Below are 26,219 nucleotides of genomic sequence, written 5' to 3'. Positions count from 1 at the left end.
TCGGTGGGTGGGTCGGCGATCAGCCGAACGCCGTGTCGAGAATCTCCTGCTGCTCGACGGCGTGCACCTTGGACGACCCCGACGACGGCGCCGACATCGCCCGCCGCGAGATGCGCTTGACGCGCGCCAGCTTCTCGGGGAGCAGCTCGGGCAGTTCCAGGCCGAAGCGCGGCCACGCGCCCTGGTTGGCGGGCTCCTCCTGGACCCAGAAGAATTCGCTCGCGTTCGGGTAGCGGTCCAGCGTCTCGCTGAGCCGGCGCTTCGGCAGCGGCGCCAACTGCTCGATGCGCACGATGGCGACGTCGTCCCTGCTCTCCTTGGCCTTGCGGGCGACGAGCTCGTAATAGATCTTCCCGCTGGTCAGCAGGACGCGCCTGACCGCGCCGCGATCGCCGATGCCGTCCTCGTAGGTGGGCTCCTCGAGCACCGAGCGGAACTTGAGCTCGGTGAAATCCCTCACGTCGCTGACCGCGGCCTTGTTGCGCAGCATCGACTTCGGTGTGAACACGATCAGCGGCCGCTGCACGCCGTCGAGGGCGTGCCGGCGCAGCAGGTGGAAGTAGTTCGACGGCGTCGACGGCATCGCGATCGTCATCGACCCCTCCGCCCACAGCTGCAGGAACCGCTCGATGCGCCCGGACGTATGGTCGGGGCCCTGGCCCTCGTGGCCGTGCGGCAGCAGCAGCACCACGTTGGACAGCTGGCCCCACTTGGCCTCACCGGAGCTGATGAACTCGTCGATGATCGACTGCGCGCCGTTGACGAAGTCGCCGAACTGCGCCTCCCATAGCACGAGGGCGTCGGGGTTGCCGACGGTGTAGCCGTACTCGAACCCGACCGCGGCGTACTCCGACAACGGCGAGTCGTAGACCAGGAACCTGCCGCCCGTCGGGGTGCCGTCGGGGTTGGTCGCCAGCAACTGCAGCGGGGTGAACTCCTCCCCGGTGGCACGGTCGATGATCACCGAATGCCGCTGCGAGAACGTGCCACGCCGGGTGTCCTGCCCCGACAGCCGCACCAACTTGCCTTGGGCCACCAGCGTGCCCAGCGCCAGCAGCTCGCCGAAGGCCCAGTCGATCTTGCCCTCGTAGGCCATCTCGCGCCGCTTCTCCAGGACGGGCTGCACGCGGGCATGCGCGGTGAACCCGTCCGGCAGCGCGAGGAACGCGTCGCCGATCCGGGCCAGCAGCGCCTTGTCCACCGCGGTGGACAGGCCGGCGGGAACGATCTGGAGTGACTCCACCGACTCGCTGGGGGCCGCGCCGTGTTTCTCCAGCTCGCGGACCTCGTTGAACACCCGCTCGAGCTGGCCCTGGTAGTCGCGCAGGGCGTCCTCGGCCTCCTTGAGCGAGATGTCGCCGCGGCCGATCAGGGCTTCGGTGTAGCTCTTGCGGACCCCGCGCTTGACGTCGACGACGTCGTACATCGAGGGATTGGTCATCGACGGGTCGTCGCCCTCGTTGTGCCCGCGCCGGCGGTAGCACAGCATGTCGATGATGACGTCCTTGTGGAACCGCTGGCGGAAGTCCACGGCGAGCTTCGCCACCCACACGCAGGCTTCGGGGTCGTCGCCGTTCACGTGGAAGATCGGCGCCCCCACCATCTTGGCGACGTCGGTGCAGTACTCGCTGGATCGCGAGTACTCCGGCGCGGTGGTGAACCCGATCTGGTTGTTGACGATGATGTGGATGGTGCCGCCGACGCGGTAGCCCGGCAGGTGCGCCAGGTTCAGCGTTTCGGCGACGATGCCCTGACCCGCGAAGGCCGCGTCGCCGTGCAGCATCATCGGCACCACGGCGAACGGCCGCTGGTTCTCGCCGTCGCCCGCCTGCGCTTCCAGCAGGTCCTGCTTGGCGCGCACCAGGCCCTCGAGCACCGGGTCGACGGCCTCCAGGTGTGACGGGTTGGCCGTCAGCGACACCTTGATGTCGTTGTCGCCGAACATCTGCAGGTAGACGCCGGTGGCGCCCAGGTGGTATTTGACGTCGCCGGAGCCGTGGGCCTGGGACGGGTTGAGGTTGCCCTCGAACTCGCTGAAGATCTGCGTGTACGGCTTGCCGACGATGTTCGCCAGCACGTTGAGCCGGCCGCGGTGCGGCATCCCGATGACCACCTCTTCGAGGGCGTGCTCGGCACACTGGTCGATGGCCGCGTCCATCATGGGAATCACGCTTTCGGCACCCTCGAGCGAGAACCGTTTCTGACCAACGTATTTCGTTTGCAGGAAGGTCTCGAACGCCTCGGCCGCGTTGAGCCGGCTCAGGATGTACTTCTGCTCGGCCACGCTCGGTTTGACGTGCTTGGTCTCGATTCGCTCCTGCAGCCACTGCTGCTGCTCGGGCTCGAGGATGTGGGTGTATTCCACCCCGATGTGCCGGCAGTAGGCGTCGCGCAGCAGGCCCAGCACGTCGCGCAGCTTCTTGTACTCGCGACCGGCGAAGCCGGCGACCTTGAACACCCGGTCGAGGTCCCACAGCGTCAGGCCGTGGGTGAGCACCTCGAGGTCGGGGTGGCTGCGGAATCGGGTCCCGTCCAGCCGCAGCGGATCGATGTCGGCCATTAGGTGGCCGCGGTTGCGGTACGCCGCGATCAGCTCCATGACCCGGGCGTTCTTGTCGACGATCGAGTCCGGGTTGTCGGTGCTCCAACGCACCGGCAGGTACGGGATGGACAGCTCGCGGAAGATCTCGTCCCAGAAGTCGTCCGAGAGCAGCATCTCGTGGATGGTGCGCAGGAAGTCGCCGGACTCCGCGCCCTGGATGATCCGGTGGTCGTAGGTCGACGTGAGGGTGATCAGTTTGCCGATGCCCAGCTCGGCGATGCGCTCCGCGCTGGCGCCCTGGAACTCCGCCGGGTACTCCATCGCGCCGACGCCGATGATCGCGCCCTGGCCCGCCATCAACCGGGGGACGGAGTGCACGGTGCCGATGGTGCCCGGGTTGGTCAGCGAAATCGTCACTCCGCCAAAGTCTTCCGCCGTCAGCTTGCCGTCGCGGGCGCGGCGCACGATGTCCTCGTACGCGGTGACGAACTGGGCGAACCGCATGGTCTCGCACCGCTTGATGCCCGCCACCACCAGGGCCCGTTTGCCGTCCTTGCCCTGCAGGTCGATCGCCAGGCCCAGGTTGGTGTGCGCCGGTGTGACCGCGGTCGGTTTGCCGTCGACCTCAGCGTAGTGCCGGTTCATGTTGGGGAACGCCTGGATCGCCTGCACCAGCGCGTAGCCCAGGATGTGGGTGAACGAGATCTTGCCGCCGCGGGTGCGCTTGAGCTGGTTGTTGATGACGATGCGGTTGTCGATCAACAGCTTGGCCGGGATGGCCCGCACGCTGGTCGCCGTCGGCACGTCCAGCGACGCCGACATGTTTTTCACGACGGCCGCCGCGGCGCCGCGCAGTACCTGCACCTCGTCGCCCTCGGCCGGCGGCGGAGCGGGGGCCTTCGACGCGGCTGGAGCCGGGGCCGCCGGGGCCTTCGCGGGCGCCGCGCCGTTGGCCGCGGAATCGGCCGGCTGCTTCGGCTCGGCGGTGGCGACGGCCGGTCGCTGCGCCGGCGCCGCGGCTTGCGCCTGGGGGCGGTTGTGCCCGTCGGCGTTGCTCGTCGCCGGCTCGGCGCTCGGCTCCGGGTTGTAGTCGACCAGGAACTCGTGCCAGCTCGGATCGACCGACGAGGGGTCATTGCGGAACTTGCGGTACATCTCCTCGACGAGCCATTCGTTTTGCCCGAATGGCGAACTGATGTTGCTCACGGCCGCTGTTCGCCTCAATTCCTCTGCTCTGCAAGCCCATTCACTACCACTGTGCGGTGCCTGCGACTTCCTACGGCTCGGCTGATGGGGTACCTCGCGCGCGCGGCGGTGATCACGGTTCTCCGCCGCATCAAGGCTAACCTCTCGCCAGTCTTTCGCCAGGCAGAGGTCGGTCGGACGCTAGCCGGCTTCCTGAACCGGCGGCACCAGATGCAGGCTGCGCGGCCACCGGGCGGGTGGGGCGCCGAACGCATGCCGTGCGTTGCGGGCGATCTTCCTGCCCGCCAGGTAATTGCCGATGGCGCCGACGATGACGCCGATGCCGACCGGCAGCATCTTGCCGAACATCAGCGCGCTGCGTCGCACCGTGTAGCGCTTCACCCAGGTCTTGAGCAGCCGTGAGTTCAACAGTGACATCGACGACAGGGGGAGCGCGGAGACGCTTTCCGAGATCCATGCGCCGTTGGTGCGGCCGGGACCGATCAGGTCGGCGACGGCCCTCTTGCTGTTGTCCCCGACCAGCACCGAGAGCACCAGCGCGCGGCGTCGCTCGTGGTGGTCGGCCGGGATGCCGTAGACCACGGCCAGCGCCAGCACGAAGAAGGCGGTGGCCTCGAGGAACGCGACGGTCTCCGCGGCGGCCGCGGACAGGGCGCTGACCGTGCCGATGCCCGGGATGGTGGCCGCGGCGCCCACCGCCATGCCGCTGAGCGTCACCATGGTCACGTACCGCTTCTCGAGCTTGGCGACGATCTCGGACGGGCTGGCGCCGTGGTGCGCGTCACGCAGCCGGGTGACGTATGCCTCGGCCGCCGGGCCCTGGATTCGGTAGCTGCGCTCGATGACCTGTGCCAGGGCGCGCGCCGAGGACTTGGGCCGTCCGCCGCCGGCGGGCGCCTCGTCCTGGCTGGCCAGGTCCGGTTTTCGGTTGCGTCGGATCCGCATATTGCCTCTCCTGCGAATGGCGTCCTTCCAGGTTAACCCGCATTACGTCCTTGGCTGCGCGTCCGGTTGTGATACCCGGAATAATGCAGCCTGAACGCCGGTGACCGATCCGGTCGCTATACCCGTCCGCGACGGACGGCACGGTGGGAGCGAAACGAGGTGGGGATGACCACGGCGATGCCTCGGCCGACCGGGGGAGCCCGGCGCGCGGGTCACGCCGGCTTCGCGACGCGCTGGACCTCGGCGCTGACGCGCGGCACCGGGGACCCCTGGTATGCGCTATGGGCGATGATGATCGGCTTCTTCATGATCATGGTCGACTCGACCATCGTCGCGATCGCCAATCCCACCATCATGGCGGACCTGCGGATCGGCTACGACGCCGTGGTGTGGGTGACGAGCGCCTACCTGCTGGGCTACGCGGTGGTGCTGCTGGTCGCCGGCCGCCTCGGTGATCGCTACGGCCCCAAGAACCTCTACCTGGTCGGTCTGCTCGTGTTCACCGCGGCGTCGGTGTGGTGCGGCCTGTCCGGCAGCGCCGCGATGCTGATCACCGCCCGGGTCGTGCAGGGCGTCGGCGCCGGGCTGCTGACCCCGCAGACCCTGTCGACCATCACGCGGATCTTCCCGTCGGAGCGCCGCGGCGTTGCCGTCAGCCTGTGGGGCGCGACCGCGGGCGTCGCCAGCCTGGTGGGGCCGCTGGCGGGCGGCACGCTGGTCGACGGGCTGGGCTGGCAGTGGATCTTCTTCGTCAACGTGCCGATCGGCATCGTCGGGCTCGGTCTGGCGGTGTGGTTGGTCCCGGTGCTGCCCACGCAGTCGCACCGCTTCGACCTGATCGGCGTCGCGCTGTCGGGGGCCGGGATGTTCCTCGTTGTCTTCGGGCTGCAGCAGGGCCAGGAGGCGCACTGGCAGCCCTGGATCTGGGCCACGATCGTGGCCGGTATCGGCTTGATGAGCGCCTTCGTCTACTGGCAGTCCGTCAACGCCCACGAGCCGTTGATTCCGCTCGCCATCTTCCGCGACCGCGACTTCGGGCTGTGCAGCGCCGGGGTGGCCATCATCTCGTTTGCGGCGACGGGGATGATGCTGCCGGTCACCTTTTATGCACAGGACGTGTGCGGGCTCTCGCCGACGCGGTCGGCGCTGTTGATCGCGCCGATGGCGATCTGCAACGGGGTGCTCGCGCCCTTCGTCGGCCGGATGGTCGACCGCTACCACCCGCTGCCGGTGCTCGGGTTCGGCTTCTCGCTGCTGGCGGTCGGGCTCACGTGGCTGTCCTTCGAGATGTCGCCGGACACGCCGATCTGGCGGCTGGTGCTCCCGTTCGCCGCGGTGGGCGCCGGGATGGCCTTCGTGTGGTCCCCGCTGACGGCGACCGCGACCCGCAATTTGCCGCCGCACCTCGCCGGCGCGGGTTCGGCGGTATACAACTCGGTTCGCCAGCTGGGGGCGGTGCTCGGCAGCGCGGGAATGGCGGCGTTCATGACCTTCCGGCTCGGCGCCGAGATGCCGCCGAGCCCGTCCGCCGCCGAGGGCGACGCGGGCCTGCAGCTGCCCGAGTTCCTGCGCGACCCCTTCGCGGCCGCGATGTCCCAGTCGGTGCGGCTGCCCGCCCTCGTCGCGTTACTCGGGATCGTCACCGCGCTCTTCCTGCTGGGCTTCGGCCCGTCGGGGAACGACCGTCAGTCGGTGCAGGACGACGATTTCGAGGACTATGACGACGACGACTACGCCGAGTTCATTCTGCTCCGCGAGCCGGACAGCGTGACGCCGGCGCGTCAGCCGGCCCGGCCGCCGCACGCGCCGGTCGGTCATCCGGCACCCCCGCTCCGGTACCGCGAGCCCGTGCCGGCGAGCCGCCCCCCGCTTCCGGCGCCGTCGATGGGTTCCGGGCAGAACGGCTTGCACGCCGACGCCGGCCTTCGCATGCGCCCGATCGCCGAGCTGTCGGCGCGGGCCTTTGGGGGCGGGTCACCGGAAGATCGGCCGTCGCGACGCCGGCTCAACGGCTCCGCGGGTCGGCACTTTCCCGCGGAGGGGGGCGGGGTCGCGGGACAGCATTCGCGCCCCGACGACGATCCTCCCGGCTACGGGCGGCATTCGTCCGGCCGGTAGGGCCGGTCGGTGAGCGCCAGGAAGGCGCCCAGGTCGATCAGGCCCGCGGGTGTGGCGGGCAGATACTCGGTCAACAGCTGCGAGCGGACGATCACCGCCGCGTATTGCGCTCGGCTCACGGCGACGTTGAGCCGGTTCCTGTTGAGCAGGAACGAGATCCCCCGCGGCACCGCGTCCGCGGACGAGACGGTCATCGAGATGAACGCGAGCGGCGCCTGCGCGCCCTGAAACTTGTCCACGGTCCCCACGCGGATTCCGCCGAGCCCGGCCGCGCTCAGCCGCTGACGCAACCGCGCGACCTGGGCGTTGTACGGCGCGAGGACCAGCACATCGGCTTCGGCGAGCGGCCGGGTGCCCTTCTCGTCGGTCCACTCGCCACCGAGGAGCCCCTTGATCGCGCTGACTATCGCGTCGGCCTCTTGCGGGCTCTCGATCGAATTGCCCTGATGCGCAACGGATACCACGTGCACACCCGGCCGGAACCCGGCCAGCCGGCGCGCCGCGGTGCAGTCGTCGGACCGCAGCCTGCCCTCATAGGACAGCGTGGACACCGCGGCGCACACCGCCGGATGCATGCGGTACGAGCGGTCCAGGAAGTAGCCACGCTCCGTCGGCAGCGTCTGGTGGCCCTCGACCAGCCAGTCCAGCGCCGACGCGTCGACCGGCTCGGGGTGGGTGCCCTGGCTCACCTGTGGCAGTTGTTGCGGGTCGCCGAGCAGCATGAGATTGGCGGCCGCCGGCGCGACGGCGATGGTGTTCGCCAAGCAGAACTGGCCCGCCTCGTCGATCACCAGCAGGTCCAGGCTGCCCGGAGTGATCCGGTTGGCGTTGGCGAAATCCCATGCGGTGCCGCCGATCACACACCCCGCCGCGTCGGCGAGAAAAGCGGCGTAGCCAGTCCCGTCGATCTGCTGCCACGGCTTGGGGTCGTCGTCATAGGGTTTCTTCGCCACCCGCGCCGGGTCCAGCCCGGACTCGATCACGCAGCCCAGCAGGTTTTCAACCGTGGCATGCGATTGGGCGACGATGCCGACGCGCCAGCCGTGTGCCGTCACCAGTCGGTTGATCACGCGGGCGGCGGTGTGTGTCTTGCCGGTGCCCGGTGGGCCGTGCACCGCCAGGTATGAAGAGTCCAAATCCAGTGTCGCGGCAGTGATGTCGGCGACGGCGTCGGCACCGCGGGGAAGCGGGTCGCCGCTGCGCGTGCGGGGAGCGCGGCGCAGCAGAACGTCGAGCACGGCGGTGCCGGGCAGGCGGGGCAACCCGGCGGCCACGGCAGCGGCGGTCGCTTCGATGGACTCGCGCAGCGCCGTGGTCGAAATGGGCGGTCCCGGGGTGAGCGCGACGGGCAGTTGGTCGAACCTGTTGCCGTCGTTGTCGATTCGCTCGACGATGACGACCTCGGTGGGCATCGAGGGGTCGTCGGCTTCGACAATCTGTGCGCGGGCGGCCGCCCGCCGGTCGGGACTGTCGGTCATGGTGGCAGGAGCCGGCGGGTCGTACAGCGCGAACACGTTCGTCATCAGGTCGCCACGCGCCAGTTGGCCGCGTAATCGAACCCGGCGCTGTGGCTTGCGCGCGCGGGGCGGCAGGTGCCAGTCGACGTCGACCGATGCTTCGGTCGCGATGAAGACGTCGGTGTCGTCGGACCACTCGTCGACGGGGAAGTTCAGCCGGTCGAAATGCGCCCACCAGAACGGCTTGTCCTCGCGGCGGTGATAGCCCCGTGCGGCCGCGAGCAACGCCACCGCCGTCTGCTGGGGCGCGCGGTCACCGAGGCCGGCGTCACCGCTGAATTTCGACAACGCCACCGCCAGTTCGTCGCGGTCTTCGACGGTGTTGCCCTGCGGAACCGGCTGGGCGCCAATGGGAACGACGCCGGACTCGTAGGCACGCAGCATCAGCCAGTTGCGCAGTTCGCGGGTGGACCGGCAGTCGTAGTGGTTGTACTCCTCGATCTCCTTGAGCACGGACGCGGCCTCGTCGTCGCTGCCGGCGGCCCGCAGTTCGCAATACTCGGCGTAGGAGTTGATCGATCCGGTGGCCGTGGTGACGTCACCGGCACGTAGCTGCGTGCCCATGTAGAGCGGCTCGAGCGCCTTGAGGCTGAACGACTCGGCGCCGACGCGAATGCTTTTGCGCACCAGGGGATAAAGGTCGACCAGCGTTCCGCTGCGCAGCAGCCCGTCGACCTCGTCCTCGCCGACCCCATAGCGTCCCGCCAGGCGCAGCAACGCCGTTTTCTCGTACGGCGCGTAGTGGTAGATGTGCATGTGGGGGCGGCGCTTGCGGCGTTTGGCCACCATCGCCAGGAAGTCGGTGAGCGCCTTCCGTTCCTGCGCCCGATCGTGCGCCCACAGCGAGCGGAAGCCGCCGGTGGCGTCCATGACCCCGAACAGGTACTCCAGGCCCCACTCGTGGCCGTCGGCGGTCCACAGCGGGTCGCCCTCGAAGTCGAAGAACAGGTCGCCGGGGTCCGGCTCGGGCAGCAGCGCGAGCGGTTGCGGGTCGACGACGTCGAACTGCGGCCTTCCCGTCTCGCGCTGGCGTACTTGCAGTTTGGCCTGCTCGGTGAGCTTGCGCAGCGCACTCGGCGCCAACTCGGGCACCGGGCCGGTGTGTTCGGCCAGACCGGCGACCGTGGTGATTCCGGTGTCGACGAGCCGCTCGCGCTGGGTGACCCGCATGCCGGCGACGAGCAACAGGTCATCGGTCGCGCGCAGCTGTTCGATGCACAATTCGCACCGAAAGCATGCCGCTACTTCGTGGTCGTCCCAGCGCACGGCGGCGCCTGCGGCTTTGTGCCGGTCGAGACGGTTCTGCAACAGTGCGCGTTGAGAGCGGTATACGGGCACGAGGTCGCAGACCCGATACCGCACGGCCGTTCCGTTTCCGAGGCGCAGCTCCGCTTCCGGGGCGATGGGCACGCCGGAGGCGGCCAGCGCGTCGGCGTACGCCGCCAACTGCAGCAGGGCGGTGACCTTGGGAGAGCGGGCCAGTTTGGTGTCGATCACGCGATAGCGGTCGCCGTCGAGGATCAGAAAGTCGGCGAAACCGACGAAACGCCCGTCGAAAATCGCCGGTTGGTACACGACCGGCGCGTACCGGGCGACGGCCCGCTGGGTGGCCTCGGCGGCCGCAGTCAACCCGGCGAGCGTGTAGGCCGGGCGGCCGATGACCGCGAGGCCGTCACCAAACTCGTCGTGCAGCCGGTCGAGTTCGCGGCGCTCGTGTTCATTACCCAGGGTGACGGTCCGCGTGAACAGCTCGTCTTCGACGGGTACCGCCGGCCCCCATCCCAGCTTGCTGTCGAAGTCCCGCAGGAGCGCGTATTCGCAGCGGGCGGCGGCGGCCAGGTCCGACGCGCTGTAGACGGTTTTGTCTCCCGCGACGAACACAGCCCCACTGTAGGGGAGGGGCCGGACAGGCCGGGGGTCTCGCGTGTCTTTCCGCCCCGCCCTGCTCGGCGGGTGACCCGCCCCGAACGCACGGCCAGATTGCGCGTGAGTTGTTAACTATGGCCTCGGGCGGTCGTTCAGCCGTTGTGGTAATGATCTTTAAAAATCTGTAATAACTCGCGGACGTGACGAAATCTTTCTCCGCAAATTGTAAATAAGCAGAATTGCCGCGGGGCTTTATGGGATAATGACCACTGGTCACATTAGATTTGACATTCCGTGTACATACATATGACGTGCATATAGGCCTCGGACTGCTCTCGATCAAGCGCACCGCACGGGGGCATGCCGGCCTCGGCGGCTGGCCGAACCGGGGTCCTTCACGGCGCTCATAGCTAGGCGGCACGTGCAACGCAATCGTCGTGATGAAGTTTGCTGTTTACGTGCAGCGGGACTGTTATTGGGTGAGTTTCACCGCAGTACGTCACAGCCGAAGCACGAATGGAACGGCTGGGCACAGCTCGAAGAGTTGCCGGCGCGACGGCTCGCTAAACCTGCGCTCGCAGTCCATTTGGCGCTGATCCCGGGATCAGCCGGTCGGTCGAGGTCTAACCAGGTCCCCCGTTACGGCTGTCTGTAACGCCCTGTTACGCGGTTAATCCACGCCAAAATGGAATCATCCAAGTTTGCTGGTTGGACACGCAAAACTTTTTGGAGCGGGTGTAAGTTGCGTCTGTCATGGATGCGGGACTCCTCGACGCTAAAACCGTTCGTGCGCCTGATAAGGACTGAAAATGTCGACTTTCGTTTTCGCATCCCCTGACCTTCTCGCTTCCGCGGCCGAGAACTTGGATGGAATTGGGACGGCGCTGAAATCGGCGACATCGGCGGCCGCGCCCGCGACGACGCAGATTTTGGCCGCGGCGCAGGACGAGGTATCGGCGGCGATTTCGTCGCTGTTCGGTGGCTATGCCCAGGAGTTTCAGGCGCTCGCCGCGCAGGCGTCGGTGTTCCACTCCCAGTTCCTGCAGGCGATCACGTCGGGGGCGGGCTTGTACGCGGCCACCGAGGCCGCCAACGCCAATCCGCTGCAGACGCTCGAGGACGACTTCTTCGGCTTGATCAACGCGCCGGCCAACACGTTATTCGGGCGCCCGCTGATCGCCAACGGCACCGACGGTGCCGCGGGCACCGGGCAGAATGGCGGGCCCGCCGGCATCTTGATCGGCAACGGCGGCAACGGTGGGTCCGGCGCTCCCGGCCAGAACGGTGGTAACGGTGGGGCGGCCGCCATGTTCGGCAACGGTGGTGCCGGTGGTGCGGGTGGCGTCGGAGCGAACGGCGGAAACGGTGGCGCGGCCGGCTTGTTCGGCAACGGCGGTGTCGGTGGTGCCGGCGGTATCGGATCGTGGGCTACCACCGGCGGCCTCGGTGGTAACGGCGGTGCTGGCGGTGCCGGCGGGACCGTGGCCGGATTCGGTGGCGCCGGTGGTGTCGGCGGTGCGGGAGCCGACGGCGTGGCCGGCCACATCGTCGGCGGCACCGGCGGAAACGGTGGCATCGGTGGGGCCGACCGGGCGGCCGTTGGTTGGTCCGCCGGCGCCGGTGGCGCCGGCGGGACCGGCGGTGCGGGTCTTGGGGGTGGTACAGCTGCCAATGGGAACGGTCTGATGGGCGCCACGGGCGGCCTCGGTGGTGACGGAGGTGCCGGGGGTACCGCCAATGGCCTTCTGAGCTTGGGCGGCACCGGTGGCGCCGGTGGCCATGGCGGCATCGGTGGTGACGGAGGTGCCGGGGGAACCATCCTAAATTCTGTCGGCGGTACGGGTGGTACCGGCGGTACCGGCGGCGGCGCAGGCCACGCCGGGGCCGGTGGTGTTTCGCTGCTCGGGTTCAACGGCGCCGCGGGCGCGGACGGCGTCGGCGGCACCGGCGGCACCGGCGGCGCCGGTGGTGCCGGCAACGGGATCAACTCCACCACCGGATTCGCGCAGGCCGGCGGTACCGGTGGCACGGGCGGTACGGGCGGAAGCAACTCCGGCGACCAAGCCTTCGGCGCCGGCGGAACCGGTGGCGCCGGCGGCAGCGGCGAACACATCGGTGCCGGTGCCACGGCCGGCACAGGCGGGGCGGGCGGTGTCGGTGGCGCGGCCTCGAGCACCGCGGCCGGCCTTGGTGGCGGTGGCGGTGGCGGTGGCGGTGGCGCACTCGTCCAAGGCACCAACGGCGGCAGCGCTTCTGGTGTTGCGACCGGCGGTAGCGGCGGCGCCGGCGGCGCCGGCAGTTCCACCGCGGCCGGTGGGGTCGGTGGCGTCGGTGGCGCCGGCAACCTCATTGCCGACGGGGCCGGCAGCTCCGTCATTGGTGCGAACTCCGCAACGGGCGGCACCGGCGGGGCCGGCGGGACGGCCGGCGGTGCCGGTGGCGCCGGCGGCTACGCCACCGTGACGGCGACCGCCGGTGGTCATGTGACCGGCGGTACCGCGACCGGTGGGACCGGCGGTGCGGGTACGACCGGTGGCACCGGTGGGGCCGGTGGTTATGGCTATGTGGGTGCTCACGGTACGACCAACACGGCGTCGGGCACGGCGACCGGCGGCATCGGTGGTGCGGGCAGCAACAGTGGTACCGGTGGGGTCGGCGGTAACGCGGAGATTCTCGGCGGCTTCTACAACGGCAACACCGGGCAGACCGCGACCGGCACCGCGATCGGTGGCGCCGGTGGGGCCGGCTCGGGTGTCGGCGGCACCGGTGGTGCCGGTGGCCACGGTGTGGTGGAAGCCCTCGGCGATAACAGCACGGCCAACGGTAGCGCGACCGGTGGTGCCGGTGGTGCGGGCAACAGCGGTGGCCATGGTGGTGATGGTGGTTGGGCCGAGATCGACGGTGGCTTCGGCAATCTTGGTGCCACGACTGGGCACGCGTCGGGTACGGCGACCGGTGGGGCGGGCGGAATCGGTTTTGACGGACACAGCGGTGGGGATGGTGGTGAGGCTGCGATCGTCGCGCAGAACCCGACGGCTCCTGGTGACGTCCCGACGGCGAGCGGTACGGCCACCGGTGGGGCCGGCGGTAACAGCGGCACCGGGGCGCTGGGCGGTGACGGTGGTAGTAACGCCGCCCAGACGAGCACTCCGGCAGGCAACGCGGGTATGGGCTGGATCCAGGCCCAGGGGAACGCGAACGTGTCGGGCACCGCGGTCGGCGGTGCGGCAGGTAACGGTGGCAACGGTGGCGGCTTCGCCGGCGGCGCCGGCGCCGCAGGTGGTTTCGGCCACGTGTCGGGCGTGGATAGCAGCTCGATCGTGAACGGTAGCGCCACCGGTGGGGCCGGCGGCGCGGGCGGCGCGGGCATGGGCACCTCGGCCGGCGGTGGCGGTGGTCTCGGCGCTGACGGCACGGTTTCTGCCGCGGGCGCGGGTAGCACCGCGTCGGGCAGTGCCACCGGTGGTAGTGGTGGGTCCGGCGGGACCAACGGCGGAACCGGTGGGGCCGGTGGCACCGGTTCGATCAGTGCCACCGCGGGCAGCGCTGCCGCCGGTGTGAACACCGGCGCGACTGGTGGTGCCGGCGGTGCGGGCAGCTCCGGCGGGCATGGTGGTGCCGGTGCTGCCGGCAGCATCACCGCCGGCGGTGCGGGCAGCGCCGTGACCGGTACCGCCACCGGTGGGGCCGGCGGGGCGGCGACCGATGCCGGAAGTGTTGGTGGCGCTGGGGCTTACGGGACCGTTGAGGCCACCCTTGGTGGCCACGTCAACGGTGGCACGGCCACCGGTGGTGCCGGTGGCGCGGCCACGACCGGTGGCACCGGTGGCGCCGGTGGTTACGGCTACGTGGGCGCCCTTGGCGCGACCAACACGGCGTCGGGGACGGCGACCGGCGGGATCGGTGGTGCCGGTAGCAGCGGTGGCACCGGCGGGGTAGGCGGCAACGCCGAAATTCTGGGCGGGGCCTTCGCCAACAACACCGGTCAGTCCGCGACGGGTACGGCGATCGGTGGCGCCGGCGGGGCCGGCTCGGGTGTGGGCGGCACCGGCGGTGGCGGCGGCCACGGGATCGTCGAAGCTATCGGTAACAACAGCACCGCGAACGGAACCGCGACCGGCGGTGTGGGTGGTGCCGGTAACAGCGGCGGCCACGGCGGTCAGGGCGGTTGGGCCGAGATCGACGGCGGCTTCGGCAATCTCGGCGCCAGCACCGGGCATGCGTCGGGCACCGCGACCGGTGGCGCCGGTGGCGCCGGCTTTGACGGCCACAACGGCGGTAACGGCGGCGAGGCCGCGATCGTCGCGGAAAACCCGACGACGCCAGGTGTCGACAATCCCAGCGCGAGTGGCACGGCCATCGGTGGGGCCGGTGGTAACAGCGGCACCGGCGCGCTGGGCGGCGACGGTGGCAGCAACGCGTACAAGACCGGCACCCCGGCGGGAACCGCCGGCATGGGCTGGGTCCAGGCCCAGGGTGATGGCGACATCGCGAACGGCACCGCGGTCGGCGGTGCGGCTGGGGCCGGCGGCAACGGCGGCAACGGTGTGGCCGGGGGTGCCGGCGCCGCAGGTGGCTTCGGCCATGTGTCCGCGACCGACACCAGCTCGATTTCGTTTGGTAATGCTACCGGCGGTGCCGGTGGGGCCGGCGGCGCGGGCACGGGAACGACTGCCGGTGGGACAGGTGGCATCGGCGCAGACGGCACGGTTGCTGCCTCTGGTGACAGCGTCGCCGTCGGCAGCGCCACCGGCGGCGCCGGTGGCAACGGCGGCGCCAACGGCGGGACCGGAGGCGCCGGTGGCGTTGGTTCGATCTCCGCTACGAACGGCGGCCTCGCCGGCGGCACCGGTACCGGCGCAACCGGTGGTGCGGGCGGTGCGGGCACCGATGGCGGGCACGGCGGTCTGGGTGCCACGGGCACCATCACCGCAGACGGAACGGGCAGTACCGCGATCGGCACGGCGACCGGTGGCGCGGGCGGCGCCGCCAGCGGCACCGGCAGCGTCGGCGGCGCCGGCAATTACGCGAACGTGGGCGCCACGGGCGGTGGCACGGTCGACGGTGGCACCGCCACTGGCGGCGCCGGCGGAGCGGGCAGCACCGGCGGCACCGGCGGGGTCGGCGGTTATGCGACGGTCAACGCCAACGGTGCGACCAACGCGGCGGGCGGCACGGCGACCGGTGGCGTCGGCGGGGCCGGCAGCAACAGCGGTACCGGTGGTGTCGGCGGGAACGCGGAGATTCTCGGCGGCTACTTCGCGGGCAACACCGGGCAGACCGCGACCGGCACGGCGACCGGCGGGGCCGGCGGGGCCGGCTCGGGTGTGGGCGGCACCGGCGGTGCGGGCGGCCACGGGATCGTCGAAGCCCTGGGTGACAACAGCACGGCTAACGGAACCGCGACCGGTGGTGTTGGTGGTGCCGGTAACAGCGGTGGCCACGGTGGCCACGGCGGCTGGGCCGAGATCGATGGCGGCTACGGCAACCTCGGTGCCACCACCGGGCACGCGTCGGGAACGGCGACCGGTGGCGCCGGTGGCATCGGATCCGACGGCCACACCGGTGGTGACGGCGGCGAGGCCGCGATCGTCGCCCAAAACCCGACTACTCCGGGTGTCGACAACCCGACCGCGACCGGCACGGCCGTCGGCGGGGCCGGCGGTAATAGTGGCACCGGCACGTTCGGCGCTGACGGCGGCAGCAACGCCTACAAGACCGGCACCCCGGCGGGCACCGCCGGCATGGGCTGGGTCCAGGCCCTGGGTGACGCGAACGTCAGCGGCAACGCGATCGGCGGGGCGGCCGGGGCCGGCGGCAGCGGGACCGTTGCGGGTGCGGGCGGCGGTGCCGGCGCGGCCGGCGGCTTCGGCCACGTCGACGCATCAACCGGCACGGTTGTTGCCAACGGCACGGGCGGCGCCGGCGGGTCCGGCGGGGCCGGCGGATCTCAGGCCGGCGCCTTCGGCGGGGCCGGCGGCCACGGCGGCGACGGCACCAACGCCGGCAACAACGCCGGGGTCGGTGGCCACGGCGGGTCGGGCGGCGCGGGCAGCACCACCGGCACCGGCCACGGCGGCGCGGGCGGCACCGGCGGCAACGGCACCGGCGCCACCGGCGGCAACGGCACCAACGGGGGCCCCGGGACCGGCAACACCAACGGAACCGACGGCACCAACGGGCCCAACGTCCCGTGATGATCCACTAACGATGAGCGCGGCCCGGTCGAAAGGCCGGGCCGCGCTTGCGAGTGCTGGCTCCTGATGCCGTGGCTGAGTCGGAGCCCGCGAGGCTCAGACGACGTGCAGCCCGGCGGGAACCCGCTCCGGATCACGCCAAAAGGCGTCCCGGACAAAGCGATTGAACAGGTCCGGTGGCAGCAGCGTTTCGCGTGGCTCCGCCTTGACGGTCCCGCGCACCGTATGCAGCCCGGGCGTACCGGCCCGCTCGTCGAAATCCGTCACGTCGTAGTCAACGCGGTCGAAGTCGTGCTCGAACACCGGATCGTCGATGAATCGATAGATGGCCTGCATCGCCTTGGCCGGGTCGGTGGTCAACGTCTCGTACTGCAGCAACAGCAGCCGATCCCGTTGTGCGCCATAGCACGCCTGCTTCAGCGCATCATAGGGGCCGCCCACCATGCCGTCGGGCGCCACCACCTGCTGGGCGCGACTGTAGACCGTTCCGCCGGCGCTGTAGTTGAAGATCGACGAGGGGCTGAAGACGTTGCGTTGGATCAACCGCTCGATGCTGTCCACCACCCACGGCAATTCACGCACGCAGGCAATCACTTTCGCGTTCGGAAACAATCGGGCGATCGCCGGCATCCATCCGCACCAGCCGCGGTTGGTGTCGAAGACCACGTCCGCGGCGCAGTCGCCGTAGAAGTCGTCGAACAGGCCGCGCAGGATTCGTTCGCGTTTGGCGTCGTCGATGAATACCGAAAACTCGTTCCGCCCGCTCATTTCGCCCAGCAAGGCGCCGAACAGGCCGGCCAACGGGCCCGACATCCCCGCCTCGAACCGCGGATTCTGGCGCAGTAACGCGGCCAGCAGCGTCGACCCGGACCGCGGCAGGCCCGAGATGAAATGGATGGCTGCCATGGAACCCCTCGACCTACCGTCCGCGTCGTGAAATTGCTTGCCGAAACAGCGCTTTGATGTCGTCATCCTAACCGAACTCCTGTGGCTGGCTGCGCGAACTCTCCGTTCGGATCAGGCGGGGGACGCCGGTGGTAGGCGTATCGATCGGGCCGACGATTCTGGCGCGAGATTCGCGACGCGGTACGTTCGGCGAGATGAACGTGACGGGTGCTTTCCTCGCGGAGACGGCCTCGGCCGTCGACAACAAGCTCGACGTGCGGGGCGGCGTGCTGTCCCGATTCGTCGTAGGCCCCGACCGTGTGGCCCGGTTTGTGCTCGTCGTACTGACTCAGGCCGAGACGGGTGACAGTGATCGGGGGATCGAGATCGAGATTCGGCCGCCCACGGACGACGAACCGTCGCGTCTCACGTTCGAAGTGGCCGAAGCCGCCGTCGCGGCGGAGATCGGATTCGCTTTCTTCGACGTCAACGTGCTTCTGCCCGTCAACGGCCGCTGGGTGATCGTCGTGACCGGTGAGTCGGGCGCGATCTCCCTGCCGCTCACGGTGATGGGCTGACGGCTTGGGGCCTACCGTCCCGGTGTGTTGCCGATCAACTCGACGGCGTTGCCGTTCCAATGGAACCTCACATCGGTGTTGAGGCCGTTGAGACCGCTGGGGTAGGTCAGCGCCACGGTGTCGCCAGTGGTTTGCGATGCGTCAATGCCATTGAATCCGTAGGTGTCCGGCACGCCCTGCGGGATGAACTGGCCAAGGTGGAACAGGACCGCCCGCGTGCTCGGGTTGATCGCGTTGGTGTTGGCCTTGATGATCACCGCCGACAGCTGCGCGCACTCGTTGTAGTTGCCGGCCAGCGGCTCGGGATTCCAGGGCTGCTGGCTGCGCGGGTCGCGGGGCAGCTCGGAGACCACCTTGGCAATGGTCGGCGAGGCGAGATTGACCGCGCACGGGTCCGACGGCGCGGCGCCGGGCGCGGCCGTTCCCGAGGTGGGGATCGGGGTCGCGGGCGCGGTGATCGACGCGGCTGAGGTGGTCGTCGTCGCCTGCGGCGTCTTTGCGACGGTGGAATCTCCGGACCCGCAGGCGCTCACCGCCCCGCAGATCGAAACGACACCGGCCAGACCTATAAGCGCACGGCTCGCTCGCAACCCCACATCGACGCACCGTACCGTTATCCGGCCCGCGATCGCATCAGGGGCCGACCGCGTGCCGCCGACCCGCGGCACTCAGCTCCGCTGAGTTTGCGGTCACCACTACACTCCATGGTGCGATGACCCCTCCCGACAGCTCACCCGAGGCTGCCTCTCCGACGTTCGCCGACCTGCATATTCATCCCGCGGTCCTGCGGGCGGTCGGCGATGTGGGCTACGAGTCGCCCACCGCCATCCAGGCTGCGACGATCCCCGCGCTGATGGGGGGCTCGGACGTGGTGGGTCTGGCGCAAACGGGGACGGGCAAGACGGCGGCGTTCGCGATCCCGATCCTGTCCAAGATCGACGTCACCAGCAAGGCGACGCAGGCCCTGGTCTTGGCGCCCACCCGTGAGCTGGCCCTGCAGGTGGCCGAGGCCTTCAGCCGGTACGGAACCCATCTGCCGGAAATCCAGGTGCTGCCGATCTACGGCGGGTCGTCCTACACCGTGCAGCTGGCGGGGCTGCGGCGCGGCGCACAGGTGGTGGTCGGCACGCCCGGCCGGGTGATCGACCACCTGGAGCGCGGGACGCTGGACCTGTCTCATGTGGACTACCTGGTGCTCGACGAAGCCGACGAGATGCTCACCATGGGGTTCGCCGAAGACGTCGAACGCATCCTCTCCGAAACGCCGGAGTACAAGCAGGTCGCCCTGTTCTCGGCGACCATGCCGCCCGCGATCCGCAAGCTCACCACCAAGTACCTGCACGACCCGTTCGAGGTCACGTTCAAGGCCAAATCCGCTACCGCCGAGAACATTTCGCAGCGCTACATTCAGGTCGCGGGCCCCCGCAAGATGGACGCGCTGACCCGCGTCCTCGAGGTCGAACCCTTCGAGGCGATGATCGTGTTCGTCCGGACCAAGCAGGCGACCGAGGAGGTCGCCGAAAAACTGCGGGCCCGCGGCTTTTCCGCGGCGGCCATCAACGGCGACATCCCGCAGGCGCAGCGCGAGCGGACCATCGCCGCGCTCAAAGACGGTGGCGCGAAGGGAATCGACATCCTGGTCGCCACGGATGTGGCCGCGCGCGGGCTCGACGTCGACCGCATCTCGCACGTGCTCAATTACGACATCCCCCACGACACCGAGTCCTACGTCCACCGCATCGGGCGTACCGGCCGGGCGGGACGGTCGGGCACCGCGCTGCTGTTCGTCTCTCCGCGGGAGCGGCACCTGCTCAAGGCGATCGAAAGAGCGACGAAGCAGACGCTCACCGAAGCCGAGTTGCCGACCGTCGAGGACGTCAACGCGCAGCGCGTCGCGAAATTCGCCGATTCCATCACCGACGCCCTCGGCGCCCCAGGCATCGAGTTGTTCCGGAAACTGGTCCAGGATTACGAGCGCGAGCACGACGTGCCGATGGCCGATATCGCCGCGGCGCTGGCCGTGCAGTCCCGCGATGGGGAGGCGTTCCTGCTGGCGCCCGAGCCCCCGCCCGAGCGGCGCGAACGGCGCGAGCGTCACGAACGTCCGGAACGGCCCCGGGAGCCGAGGTCGTTCAGCACCTACCGCATCGCGGTGGGCAAGCGGCACAAGATCGGCCCGGGCGCGATCGTGGGTGCCATCGCGAACGAGGGCGGCCTGCACCGCAGCGACTTCGGCCACATCGCGATCGGCCCGGACTTCTCCCTGGTGGAACTGCCGGCCAAACTTTCCCGGGCGACGCTGAAAAAGCTCGAAAACACCCGCATCTCGGGGGTGCTGATCAACCTGCAGCCGGAGAGGTCGTCGGACAGGCGCCGCACCACGCAATCCGGGGGCGGAAAGCCACGCAAAAGAAACGCCGGATGACCCTGTCGGAAGAGCAAGACGCCCAGGGCGGGCTCGAGCAGACCTCCCGCGTCGACCGGGTCGCCGCCCTGACCGGGATCCGCGCCGTCGCGGCCCTCCTCGTCGTCGGCACGCACGCCGCCTACACCACCGGCAAGTACACCCACGGCTACTGGGGGCTGGTCGGCGCCCGGCTGGAGATCGGCGTCCCGATCTTCTTCGTGCTGTCCGGGTTTCTCCTGTTCCGCCCCTGGGTGAAGTCATCGGCCACCGGCGGGCCGCCGCCGTCGCTGCGCCGCTACGCGTGGCACCGGGTTCGGCGCATCATGCCCGCGTACGTCATCACCGTGCTGTTCGCCTACGTGCTGTACCACTTCCGTGATGCGGGCCCCAACCCCGGCCACACGTGGTTGGGCCTGGTCCGCAACCTCACGTTGACGCAGATCTACTGCAACGGCTACCTGGGCAAGTACCTGCACCAGGGGCTGACCCAGATGTGGAGCCTGGCGGTCGAGGCGTCCTTCTATGTGGCGCTGCCCCTGCTCGCCTACCTGCTGCTGGTGCTGATCTGCCGGCGCCGGTGGCAGCCGCGGCTGATGCTGGCCGCCCTGGCGGCGATGACGCTCGTCAGCCCGGGCTGGCTGGTCTTGGTGCACGCCGACCACCTGTTCCCCGACGGGGCCCGGCTCTGGCTGCCCACCTATCTGGCGTGGTTCCTCGGCGGCATGATGCTAGCGGTGCTGCAGGGCATGGGGGTGCGCGGCTACGCGTTCGTCGCCATCCCGCTGGCGGTGATCTGTTACTTCATCGCCTCGACGCCGATCGCCGGCGCGCCCACCACCTCACCGGCCGCGCTCAGCGAGGCGCTGTACAAGACCTGCTTCTACGCCGTGATCGCCTCGCTCGCGGTGGCGCCGCTGGCCCTCGGTGACCGCGGTTGGTACTACCAGCTGCTCGCCACCCGGCCGATGGTGTGGCTGGGCGAAATCTCCTACGAGATCTTCCTCGTCCACCTGATCACGATGGAATTCGCGATGGTCTACGTGGTTCGCGCGCACGTCTACACCGGCTCGATGCTCTACCTGTTCGTGGCGACGATGGTGCTGACGATCCCCGTCGCATGGGTGCTGCACCGCTTCACCCGCGTGCGCGAATAAGCCGCGCGAGTCGGTCCACGATGTGCCCACCTCAGCGCGACGACCCGCTTCGATCCGCGCGCCCAGAACCGTTGTCGCGCTGAGGCGGGCACATCGGACGCCGTCCACACCGGCTCAACGGCGGGCGGCCAACGGGCTCACGACCGGGGCGACGAACTCCTCGATCATCGCCCTCTCGTCGGCCTCATCGCGGCCGGGAAACAGCAACAGCGACGCGATGACCCGGACCACCCAACGAGCCCGGCGTTCCACGCTGGCCGGATCGTCGGGACCCAGCGAATCCAGAAAGGCGGCGGCCAGCGCGGCGATCACCTCGGACTGTCCGGCCATCTCGCCGCCGATCGGCGGCCGCGTGGTGTCGAACCACGACGCCAATGCCGGCGTCCGGCGGACGATCCGCAGCGTGGCTGTGATGCTGACGATCAACCGCTGACGGGGGTCGCGAACACCAGAGACCTGCTTCTTGATCTCGTCGCTGAGGCGGTAGGTCTCGCGGTGCACGTACGCGGTCCGCAGCGCCTCCCGGTTCTCGAAATACCGGTATAGCGTCGCGCGGGAACAGCCCGCCGACCTGGCGATCTCGTTCATCCCGATCGAGGCGTGATCCCGCTCGGTGTAGAGCCGTTCGGCCGCGTCGAGTATCCGGTCGGCGGCCGCCTCGACACGTTGCGCGCCCAGCCAGTCGGTTGCCATCAGGCGTTCACCCGGATCGGCACCGACAGCGGCCGTCGCACGTAGCTGCCACCCGACCAGACGATCGCGGACTCGTCGACCTCGAAATCCGGGCACCGGGCCAGCAATTCGGTGAGGGCGACCCGGGACTGCATCCGGGCCGCCGCGGCGCCCAGGCAGTGGTGCGCGCCGTGGCTGAACGTCATGATGTTGCGCGGGCACCGGGTCACGTCGAGTTCGGCCGCGTCTGAACCGTATTGGCGTTCGTCGCGGTTGGCCGACCCGTATAGCAGCAGCACCTTCCGTCCGGCTGGGATGGTCGTGCCGTGCAGCGTGACGTCGCGGGTGGTGGTGCGGGCCAGCCCCTGCACGGGCGTGGTGAGGCGCAGCAGTTCCTCGACCGCGTCGGGGATGAGGCCCGGGTCGGCGGCCAGGCGCCGCCGCTGGTCGGGTCGCTCGTGCAGTAAGGGCATCGAGCCGCCGAGCATTCCGGTGGTGGTGTCGTTGCCGCCGGTCACCATCGTGAAGGTGAATGCCAGCACCGACAGGGTGCCGGCGATGTCGCCGTCGGCGCCGACCCCGGCGGCCACCAGGTGCGAGATGGTGTCGTCCCCGGGTTCGGTCCGGCGGCGCTCGATCAGCGCGGTGAAGTAGGCCATCATCGAGCCGACGGCGTCCGCGACCGTTCCCAGGGCCCCGGCGACGCCGCCGTCCGCGGTGTTGGCGGCGACGATGACGTCCGTCCAACCGTCGAACTGCGCCCGATCCTCCTCGGGCACACCGAGATAATGGGCGACCACCATCGAGGGCAGGGGTTTGAACAACTCGGTGACGATGTCCCCGCCGCCGTCGGCGCGCAGCCTCTCGATCCGCTCGACGACGAACTCGCGCACCTTCGGCTCGACGGCCTCGACTTGCCGCGGGGTGAAGCCGCGCGACACCAGCTTGCGAAACTCGGTGTGCACCGGGGGATCCTGCATCACGAACGGCGGATTATCCTGCAAACCAATCATTTCCAGGTCACCGTAGTTGACGGTCAAGCCCTGCGCCGAGGAGAACGTCTCATGGTCGCGGGCCGCCCACCACACGTCGGCGTGGCGGGAGAGCACGAAGTAGTCGTGGTCCGGCCGGCCACGCGGCACCACGCGATGCACCGGATCGTGGTCGCGCAGCGCGCGGTACATCGGCCATGGCTCCGGCCAGGTGTCGGCCGTGGCGAGCTCGAACCGGACCGGCACGTCGTGAGACATAGTTACCGACATGTCTCATTCGTACGACGATGCTATCGATATGTCAACCGCCCTGGCGCGCTCGGTCGAGCGCCCGACGAGCGCAAAAACTAGATGAGGAGGGCGGCCGACCGCCGGGTCGCCGAACGCCCGGCCAGCCGGGCACCCGCTGGGGAGCGCCCGGCCAGCCGGGCACTCAACCGCCCGGACCGCCCGGCGCATTCGGGCCGCGGATCAAATCGCCGCGCCCGGGTTGAGGATGCCCAGCGGGTCGAGGGCCTGCTTGATGCGCTGGTTCAGCGCCATCACGTCCGGGCCCAAATAGCCGGCAAGCCAGGGCCGCTTCAACCGGCCGACGCCGTGCTCGCCGGTGATCGTGCCGCCCAGACCGACGGCCAGGTCCATGATCTCGCCGAAGGCGATATGCGCCCGTTCGGTCATCGCGGCGTCGGCGGGGTCGTAGACGATGAGCGGGTGGGTGTTGCCGTCGCCCGCGTGGGCGATCACCGAGATCATCAGGTCGCGTTCGGCGGCGATGCGCTCGATTCCGGTGACCAGTTGGCCCAGCGCCGGCAGCGGCACGCCGACGTCCTCGAGCAGCAGCGATCCCTTGGCCTCGACCGCCGGGATGCAGAACCGGCGGGCGGCGATGAAGGCTTCGCCCTCGTCTGGGTCGTGGGTCGAGAAGACTTCCGTCGCACCGCTTTCCGTGAAAACCTCCGCGATGAGCGTGGCATCCTCGCTGCCGGCCCGCCCGCGCTCGTCGGACCCGGCGACCAGCATGGCCGCCGCCTCGCGGTCCAGGTCCATCCGCAGGCTGTCCTCGACAGCGTTGATCGCCACCGAGTCCATGAATTCGAGCATGGAGGGGCGCAGCCGCGCGGTGACGCCGAGCACCGCGTCGACGGCGGCGGCCACTGAGGAGAAGCTGGCCACCACGATGCTGGACGGGTTCTGGGCGGGCACCAGCCGCAGCGTCACCTCGGTGATGACGCCGAGCGTGCCCTCGCTCCCGACGAACAGCTTCGTCAGCGACAGCCCCGCGACGTCCTTCAGCCGTGGACCGCCGAGCCGCACGGCGGTGCCGTCGGCCAGCACCACCTGCATGCCCAGCACGTAGTCCGTGGTCACGCCGTACTTCACACAGCACAGGCCGCCGGCGTTGGTGGCGATGTTGCCGCCGATGCTGCAGATCTCGTACGACGACGGGTCCGGCGGATACCACAGATCGTATTCGGCGACGGCCTTCTTCACCTCGGCGTTGAACAGGCCCGGCTGGCAGACCGCGGTGCGGGTGACGGGGTCGACGGTGATGTCGCGCATCTTCTCCGTCGACAGCACGATGCCGCCATCCAGGGCGGTCGCGCCGCCGGACAGCCCGCTGCCGGCGCCCCGGGTCACCACCGGGACCCGGTTGGCGGTCGCCCATCGCATGACGGTCTGCACCTCTTCGGTGCGCTGCGGCCGCACCACGGCCAGCGGCTTGCCAGCCGACGGGTCGAACGCACGATCCTGGCGGTAGCCCTCGGTGATGGTCGGATCGGTGACGACCAACCCGTCGGGCAGGCCGGCGATCAGGTCCGCCAGCGCATCGGAACTCACCCGGCGATCCTACGTTCGGGCCGCGGCCTCCGGGGCGTGGTCTAGCTCTCGCAGCGAGGGCAACCGGGTGGCGACGAGGCCGACCACCACGATCGGCAGCGCCAGCGCCAGGAACGTCGCTGTGAGCCCCGCCGCGTCGGTCAGCGGGCCGGCCACCAGCAGGCCCAGCGGGCCCGCGGCGAAGGTCAGCCCCGTCATCACCCCGAGGACCCGGCCGCGCAGGTGGTGCGGGGCCCGGGTCTGCATGACGTAGTTGTAGATCGGCTGGATCGGCCCGTACACCAGGCCCGTGATCGCGCACAGCAGAAGGATCACCGGCAGCGGGGGCAGGAAGGCGACGCCGGTCGTCGCCGCGCCGAGGGTGAGGGTCGCGGTCAGCACCGCGGTGCGTCGCCGCAGTCTCCTCGACAGCACGGCGTAACCGAGGGCGCCCACGACGCCACCGACCCCCAGCGCCATCAGCGCCCAGCCCAGTTGTTCGGGTTGGTGCCGGTCGCTGAAGTATTTGGGAAACAAGACGCTTTCCATCGGCAGGTACAGCGCGGTGACCACCAGGTCGATCAGGCCGAGCGCCCGCAGCACCCGCAGGTTCCAGACGAACCGCATCCCCTCTACGACGCCGGACACCAGGCCGTCGGGCCGGGCGGTGTGGTGCGGCCGCCCGACGCCCTCGAGGCGCAGCGCCGCGATGGCGAGGAAGGACAACCCGAAAAAGGCTGCCGTGACCCACATCGTGTTGATGCCGCCCACCGCGGCGATCATCAAGCCCCCAATCCCCGGGCCGACGATGTAGGCGAGGTTGATGATCGCCTCGTAGACGCTGTTGGTGCGGTCCAGCGACCAGCCGGCGCGGGCCGCCGCCTCCGGCAGCATCGACTGGCGCGCGGTCATCCCGGCCGGGTCGAAAGCGGCCGCCAGCAGCGCCAGGACCGCCAGCACCGCCAAGTCCAGCGCGCCGCGGCCGCCGGACCAGGCGATCAGCGGAACGGCCGCCACCGCCGCGCCGGACAGTGCGTCGGAAACCACCGATACCCGGCGGCGCCCGAAGAAGTCGACCGCTGTACCGGCGACCAACGTGGACAGCACCAGCGGCAGGGTCATCGCAGCCGCGACGATCGACGCTTCCCCTGCCCTGCCTTGGTGCTGCAGCGCCAGCCATGGGAACGCGACGACCGAGACGCCGGTGCCCGCCGTGGCCATCAGCGAGGCGAAGAGGATCAAAAACGCTGGGACGCTGCTTTTCATAAGATATCGCGGGTGAATGTAGCGGTAGAGCGCCGGCGCCCGCCACCGATTTAACG

At 69.8% G+C, this 26,219-nt stretch carries 14 protein-coding genes; 5 read left to right on the top strand and 9 right to left on the bottom strand.

Annotated features, from left to right (window positions below):
* Positions 1 to 19: 19 nt before the first annotated feature.
* Positions 20 to 3,748: a multifunctional oxoglutarate decarboxylase/oxoglutarate dehydrogenase thiamine pyrophosphate-binding subunit/dihydrolipoyllysine-residue succinyltransferase subunit gene (locus tag SKC42_RS04485; RefSeq protein WP_330963100.1), complete on the bottom strand. Its 3,729-nt coding sequence runs from the start codon at positions 3,746 to 3,748 to the stop codon at positions 20 to 22.
* Positions 3,749 to 3,928: 180 nt separating this feature from the next.
* Positions 3,929 to 4,693, bottom strand: coding sequence for a hypothetical protein (locus SKC42_RS04480; protein WP_330963099.1), 765 nt, complete (start codon positions 4,691 to 4,693; stop codon positions 3,929 to 3,931).
* Between the two features lie 165 nt (positions 4,694 to 4,858).
* Between SKC42_RS04480 and SKC42_RS04475 the strand changes: the two genes are divergently transcribed.
* The gene (locus tag SKC42_RS04475; protein ID WP_330963098.1) at positions 4,859 to 6,811 is read left to right on the top strand and encodes an MFS transporter; all 1,953 of its coding nucleotides are present in this window, start codon (positions 4,859 to 4,861) and stop codon (positions 6,809 to 6,811) included.
* Here the strand turns inward: SKC42_RS04475 and SKC42_RS04470 are convergent.
* Positions 6,784 to 10,209: a TM0106 family RecB-like putative nuclease gene (locus SKC42_RS04470; RefSeq protein WP_330963097.1), complete on the bottom strand. Its 3,426-nt coding sequence runs from the start codon at positions 10,207 to 10,209 to the stop codon at positions 6,784 to 6,786. The genes SKC42_RS04475 and SKC42_RS04470 overlap by 28 nt on opposite strands.
* Before the next feature lie 794 nt (positions 10,210 to 11,003).
* Here SKC42_RS04470 and SKC42_RS04465 point away from each other — a divergent pair.
* Positions 11,004 to 16,391 carry a PE family protein gene (locus tag SKC42_RS04465; RefSeq protein ID WP_330963096.1) on the top strand — a complete coding sequence of 1,796 codons (5,388 nt, stop codon included), beginning with the start codon at positions 11,004 to 11,006 and terminating at the stop codon, positions 16,389 to 16,391.
* A gap of 96 nt (positions 16,392 to 16,487) precedes the next feature.
* Here SKC42_RS04465 and SKC42_RS04460 read toward each other — a convergent pair whose 3' ends face one another.
* Complete coding sequence (locus SKC42_RS04460; RefSeq protein ID WP_330963095.1) at positions 16,488 to 17,297, bottom strand: sulfotransferase family protein; 810 nt, start codon at positions 17,295 to 17,297, stop codon at positions 16,488 to 16,490.
* Positions 17,298 to 17,491: 194 nt separating this feature from the next.
* Here SKC42_RS04460 and SKC42_RS04455 point away from each other — a divergent pair, with 194 nt between their 5' ends.
* Positions 17,492 to 17,854, top strand: a complete 363-nt coding sequence (locus SKC42_RS04455) for a hypothetical protein (RefSeq protein WP_330963094.1) — start codon at positions 17,492 to 17,494, stop codon at positions 17,852 to 17,854.
* A gap of 11 nt (positions 17,855 to 17,865) precedes the next feature.
* Here SKC42_RS04455 and SKC42_RS04450 read toward each other — a convergent pair whose 3' ends face one another.
* Positions 17,866 to 18,450 (bottom strand): LppP/LprE family lipoprotein, encoded by a 585-nt coding sequence (locus tag SKC42_RS04450; protein WP_442931973.1) that lies wholly within the window; start codon positions 18,448 to 18,450, stop codon positions 17,866 to 17,868.
* Positions 18,451 to 18,566: 116 nt separating this feature from the next.
* On the opposite strand from SKC42_RS04450, the gene SKC42_RS04445 reads away from it, so the two are divergent.
* Both SKC42_RS04445 and SKC42_RS04440 read left to right on the top strand, forming a co-directional pair.
* Positions 18,567 to 20,279 (top strand): DEAD/DEAH box helicase, encoded by a 1,713-nt coding sequence (locus SKC42_RS04445; protein WP_330963093.1) that lies wholly within the window; start codon positions 18,567 to 18,569, stop codon positions 20,277 to 20,279.
* Positions 20,276 to 21,415 (top strand): acyltransferase family protein, encoded by a 1,140-nt coding sequence (locus tag SKC42_RS04440; protein WP_330963092.1) that lies wholly within the window; start codon positions 20,276 to 20,278, stop codon positions 21,413 to 21,415. The genes SKC42_RS04445 and SKC42_RS04440 overlap by 4 nt, the downstream gene beginning before the upstream one ends.
* A 114-nt stretch (positions 21,416 to 21,529) precedes the next feature.
* Here the strand turns inward: SKC42_RS04440 and SKC42_RS04435 are convergent, their stop codons facing one another.
* The 4 genes from SKC42_RS04435 to SKC42_RS04420 all read right to left on the bottom strand — a co-directional run bounded on the left by SKC42_RS04435 (position 21,530) and on the right by SKC42_RS04420 (position 26,163).
* Entirely contained in the window at positions 21,530 to 22,111 is a 582-nt protein-coding gene (locus tag SKC42_RS04435; RefSeq protein ID WP_330963272.1) for a TetR/AcrR family transcriptional regulator, read from the bottom strand.
* Entirely contained in the window at positions 22,108 to 23,349 is a 1,242-nt protein-coding gene (locus SKC42_RS04430; protein ID WP_330963091.1) for a cytochrome P450, read from the bottom strand. Before SKC42_RS04430 ends, SKC42_RS04435 begins: the two co-directional genes overlap by 4 nt.
* Positions 23,350 to 23,550: 201 nt before the next feature.
* Entirely contained in the window at positions 23,551 to 24,918 is a 1,368-nt protein-coding gene (locus SKC42_RS04425) for an FAD-binding oxidoreductase (RefSeq protein ID WP_330963090.1), read from the bottom strand.
* Between the two features lie 9 nt (positions 24,919 to 24,927).
* A complete protein-coding gene (locus SKC42_RS04420) occupies positions 24,928 to 26,163 on the bottom strand; it encodes an MFS transporter (RefSeq protein WP_330963089.1) in 1,236 nt (411 codons plus the stop codon).
* Positions 26,164 to 26,219 lie beyond the last annotated feature (56 nt).

It is taken from the genome of Mycobacterium sp. 050134 (assembly GCF_036409085.1).
Classification (GTDB): Bacteria; Actinomycetota; Actinomycetes; order Mycobacteriales; family Mycobacteriaceae; genus Mycobacterium.
The sequence above is the reverse complement of the archived record's forward strand: the minus strand, read 5'-3'. Positions and strand labels throughout refer to the sequence as shown.

Bases quoted from the DNA above. Each gene is read 5' to 3' on its own strand.
- SKC42_RS04480 (WP_330963099.1), bottom strand. From the start codon at position 4,693: ATGCGGATCCGACGCAACCGAAAACCGGACCTGGCCAGCCAGGACGAG.
- SKC42_RS04475 (WP_330963098.1), top strand. From the start codon at position 4,859: ATGACCACGGCGATGCCTCGGCCGACCGGGGGAGCCCGGCGCGCGGGT.
- SKC42_RS04465 (WP_330963096.1), top strand. From the start codon at position 11,004: ATGTCGACTTTCGTTTTCGCATCCCCTGACCTTCTCGCTTCCGCGGCC.
- SKC42_RS04460 (WP_330963095.1), bottom strand. From the start codon at position 17,297: ATGGCAGCCATCCATTTCATCTCGGGCCTGCCGCGGTCCGGGTCGACG.
- SKC42_RS04455 (WP_330963094.1), top strand. From the start codon at position 17,492: ATGAACGTGACGGGTGCTTTCCTCGCGGAGACGGCCTCGGCCGTCGAC.
- SKC42_RS04445 (WP_330963093.1), top strand. From the start codon at position 18,567: ATGACCCCTCCCGACAGCTCACCCGAGGCTGCCTCTCCGACGTTCGCC.
- SKC42_RS04440 (WP_330963092.1), top strand. From the start codon at position 20,276: ATGACCCTGTCGGAAGAGCAAGACGCCCAGGGCGGGCTCGAGCAGACC.
- SKC42_RS04430 (WP_330963091.1), bottom strand. From the start codon at position 23,349: ATGTCGGTAACTATGTCTCACGACGTGCCGGTCCGGTTCGAGCTCGCC.
- SKC42_RS04420 (WP_330963089.1), bottom strand. From the start codon at position 26,163: ATGAAAAGCAGCGTCCCAGCGTTTTTGATCCTCTTCGCCTCGCTGATG.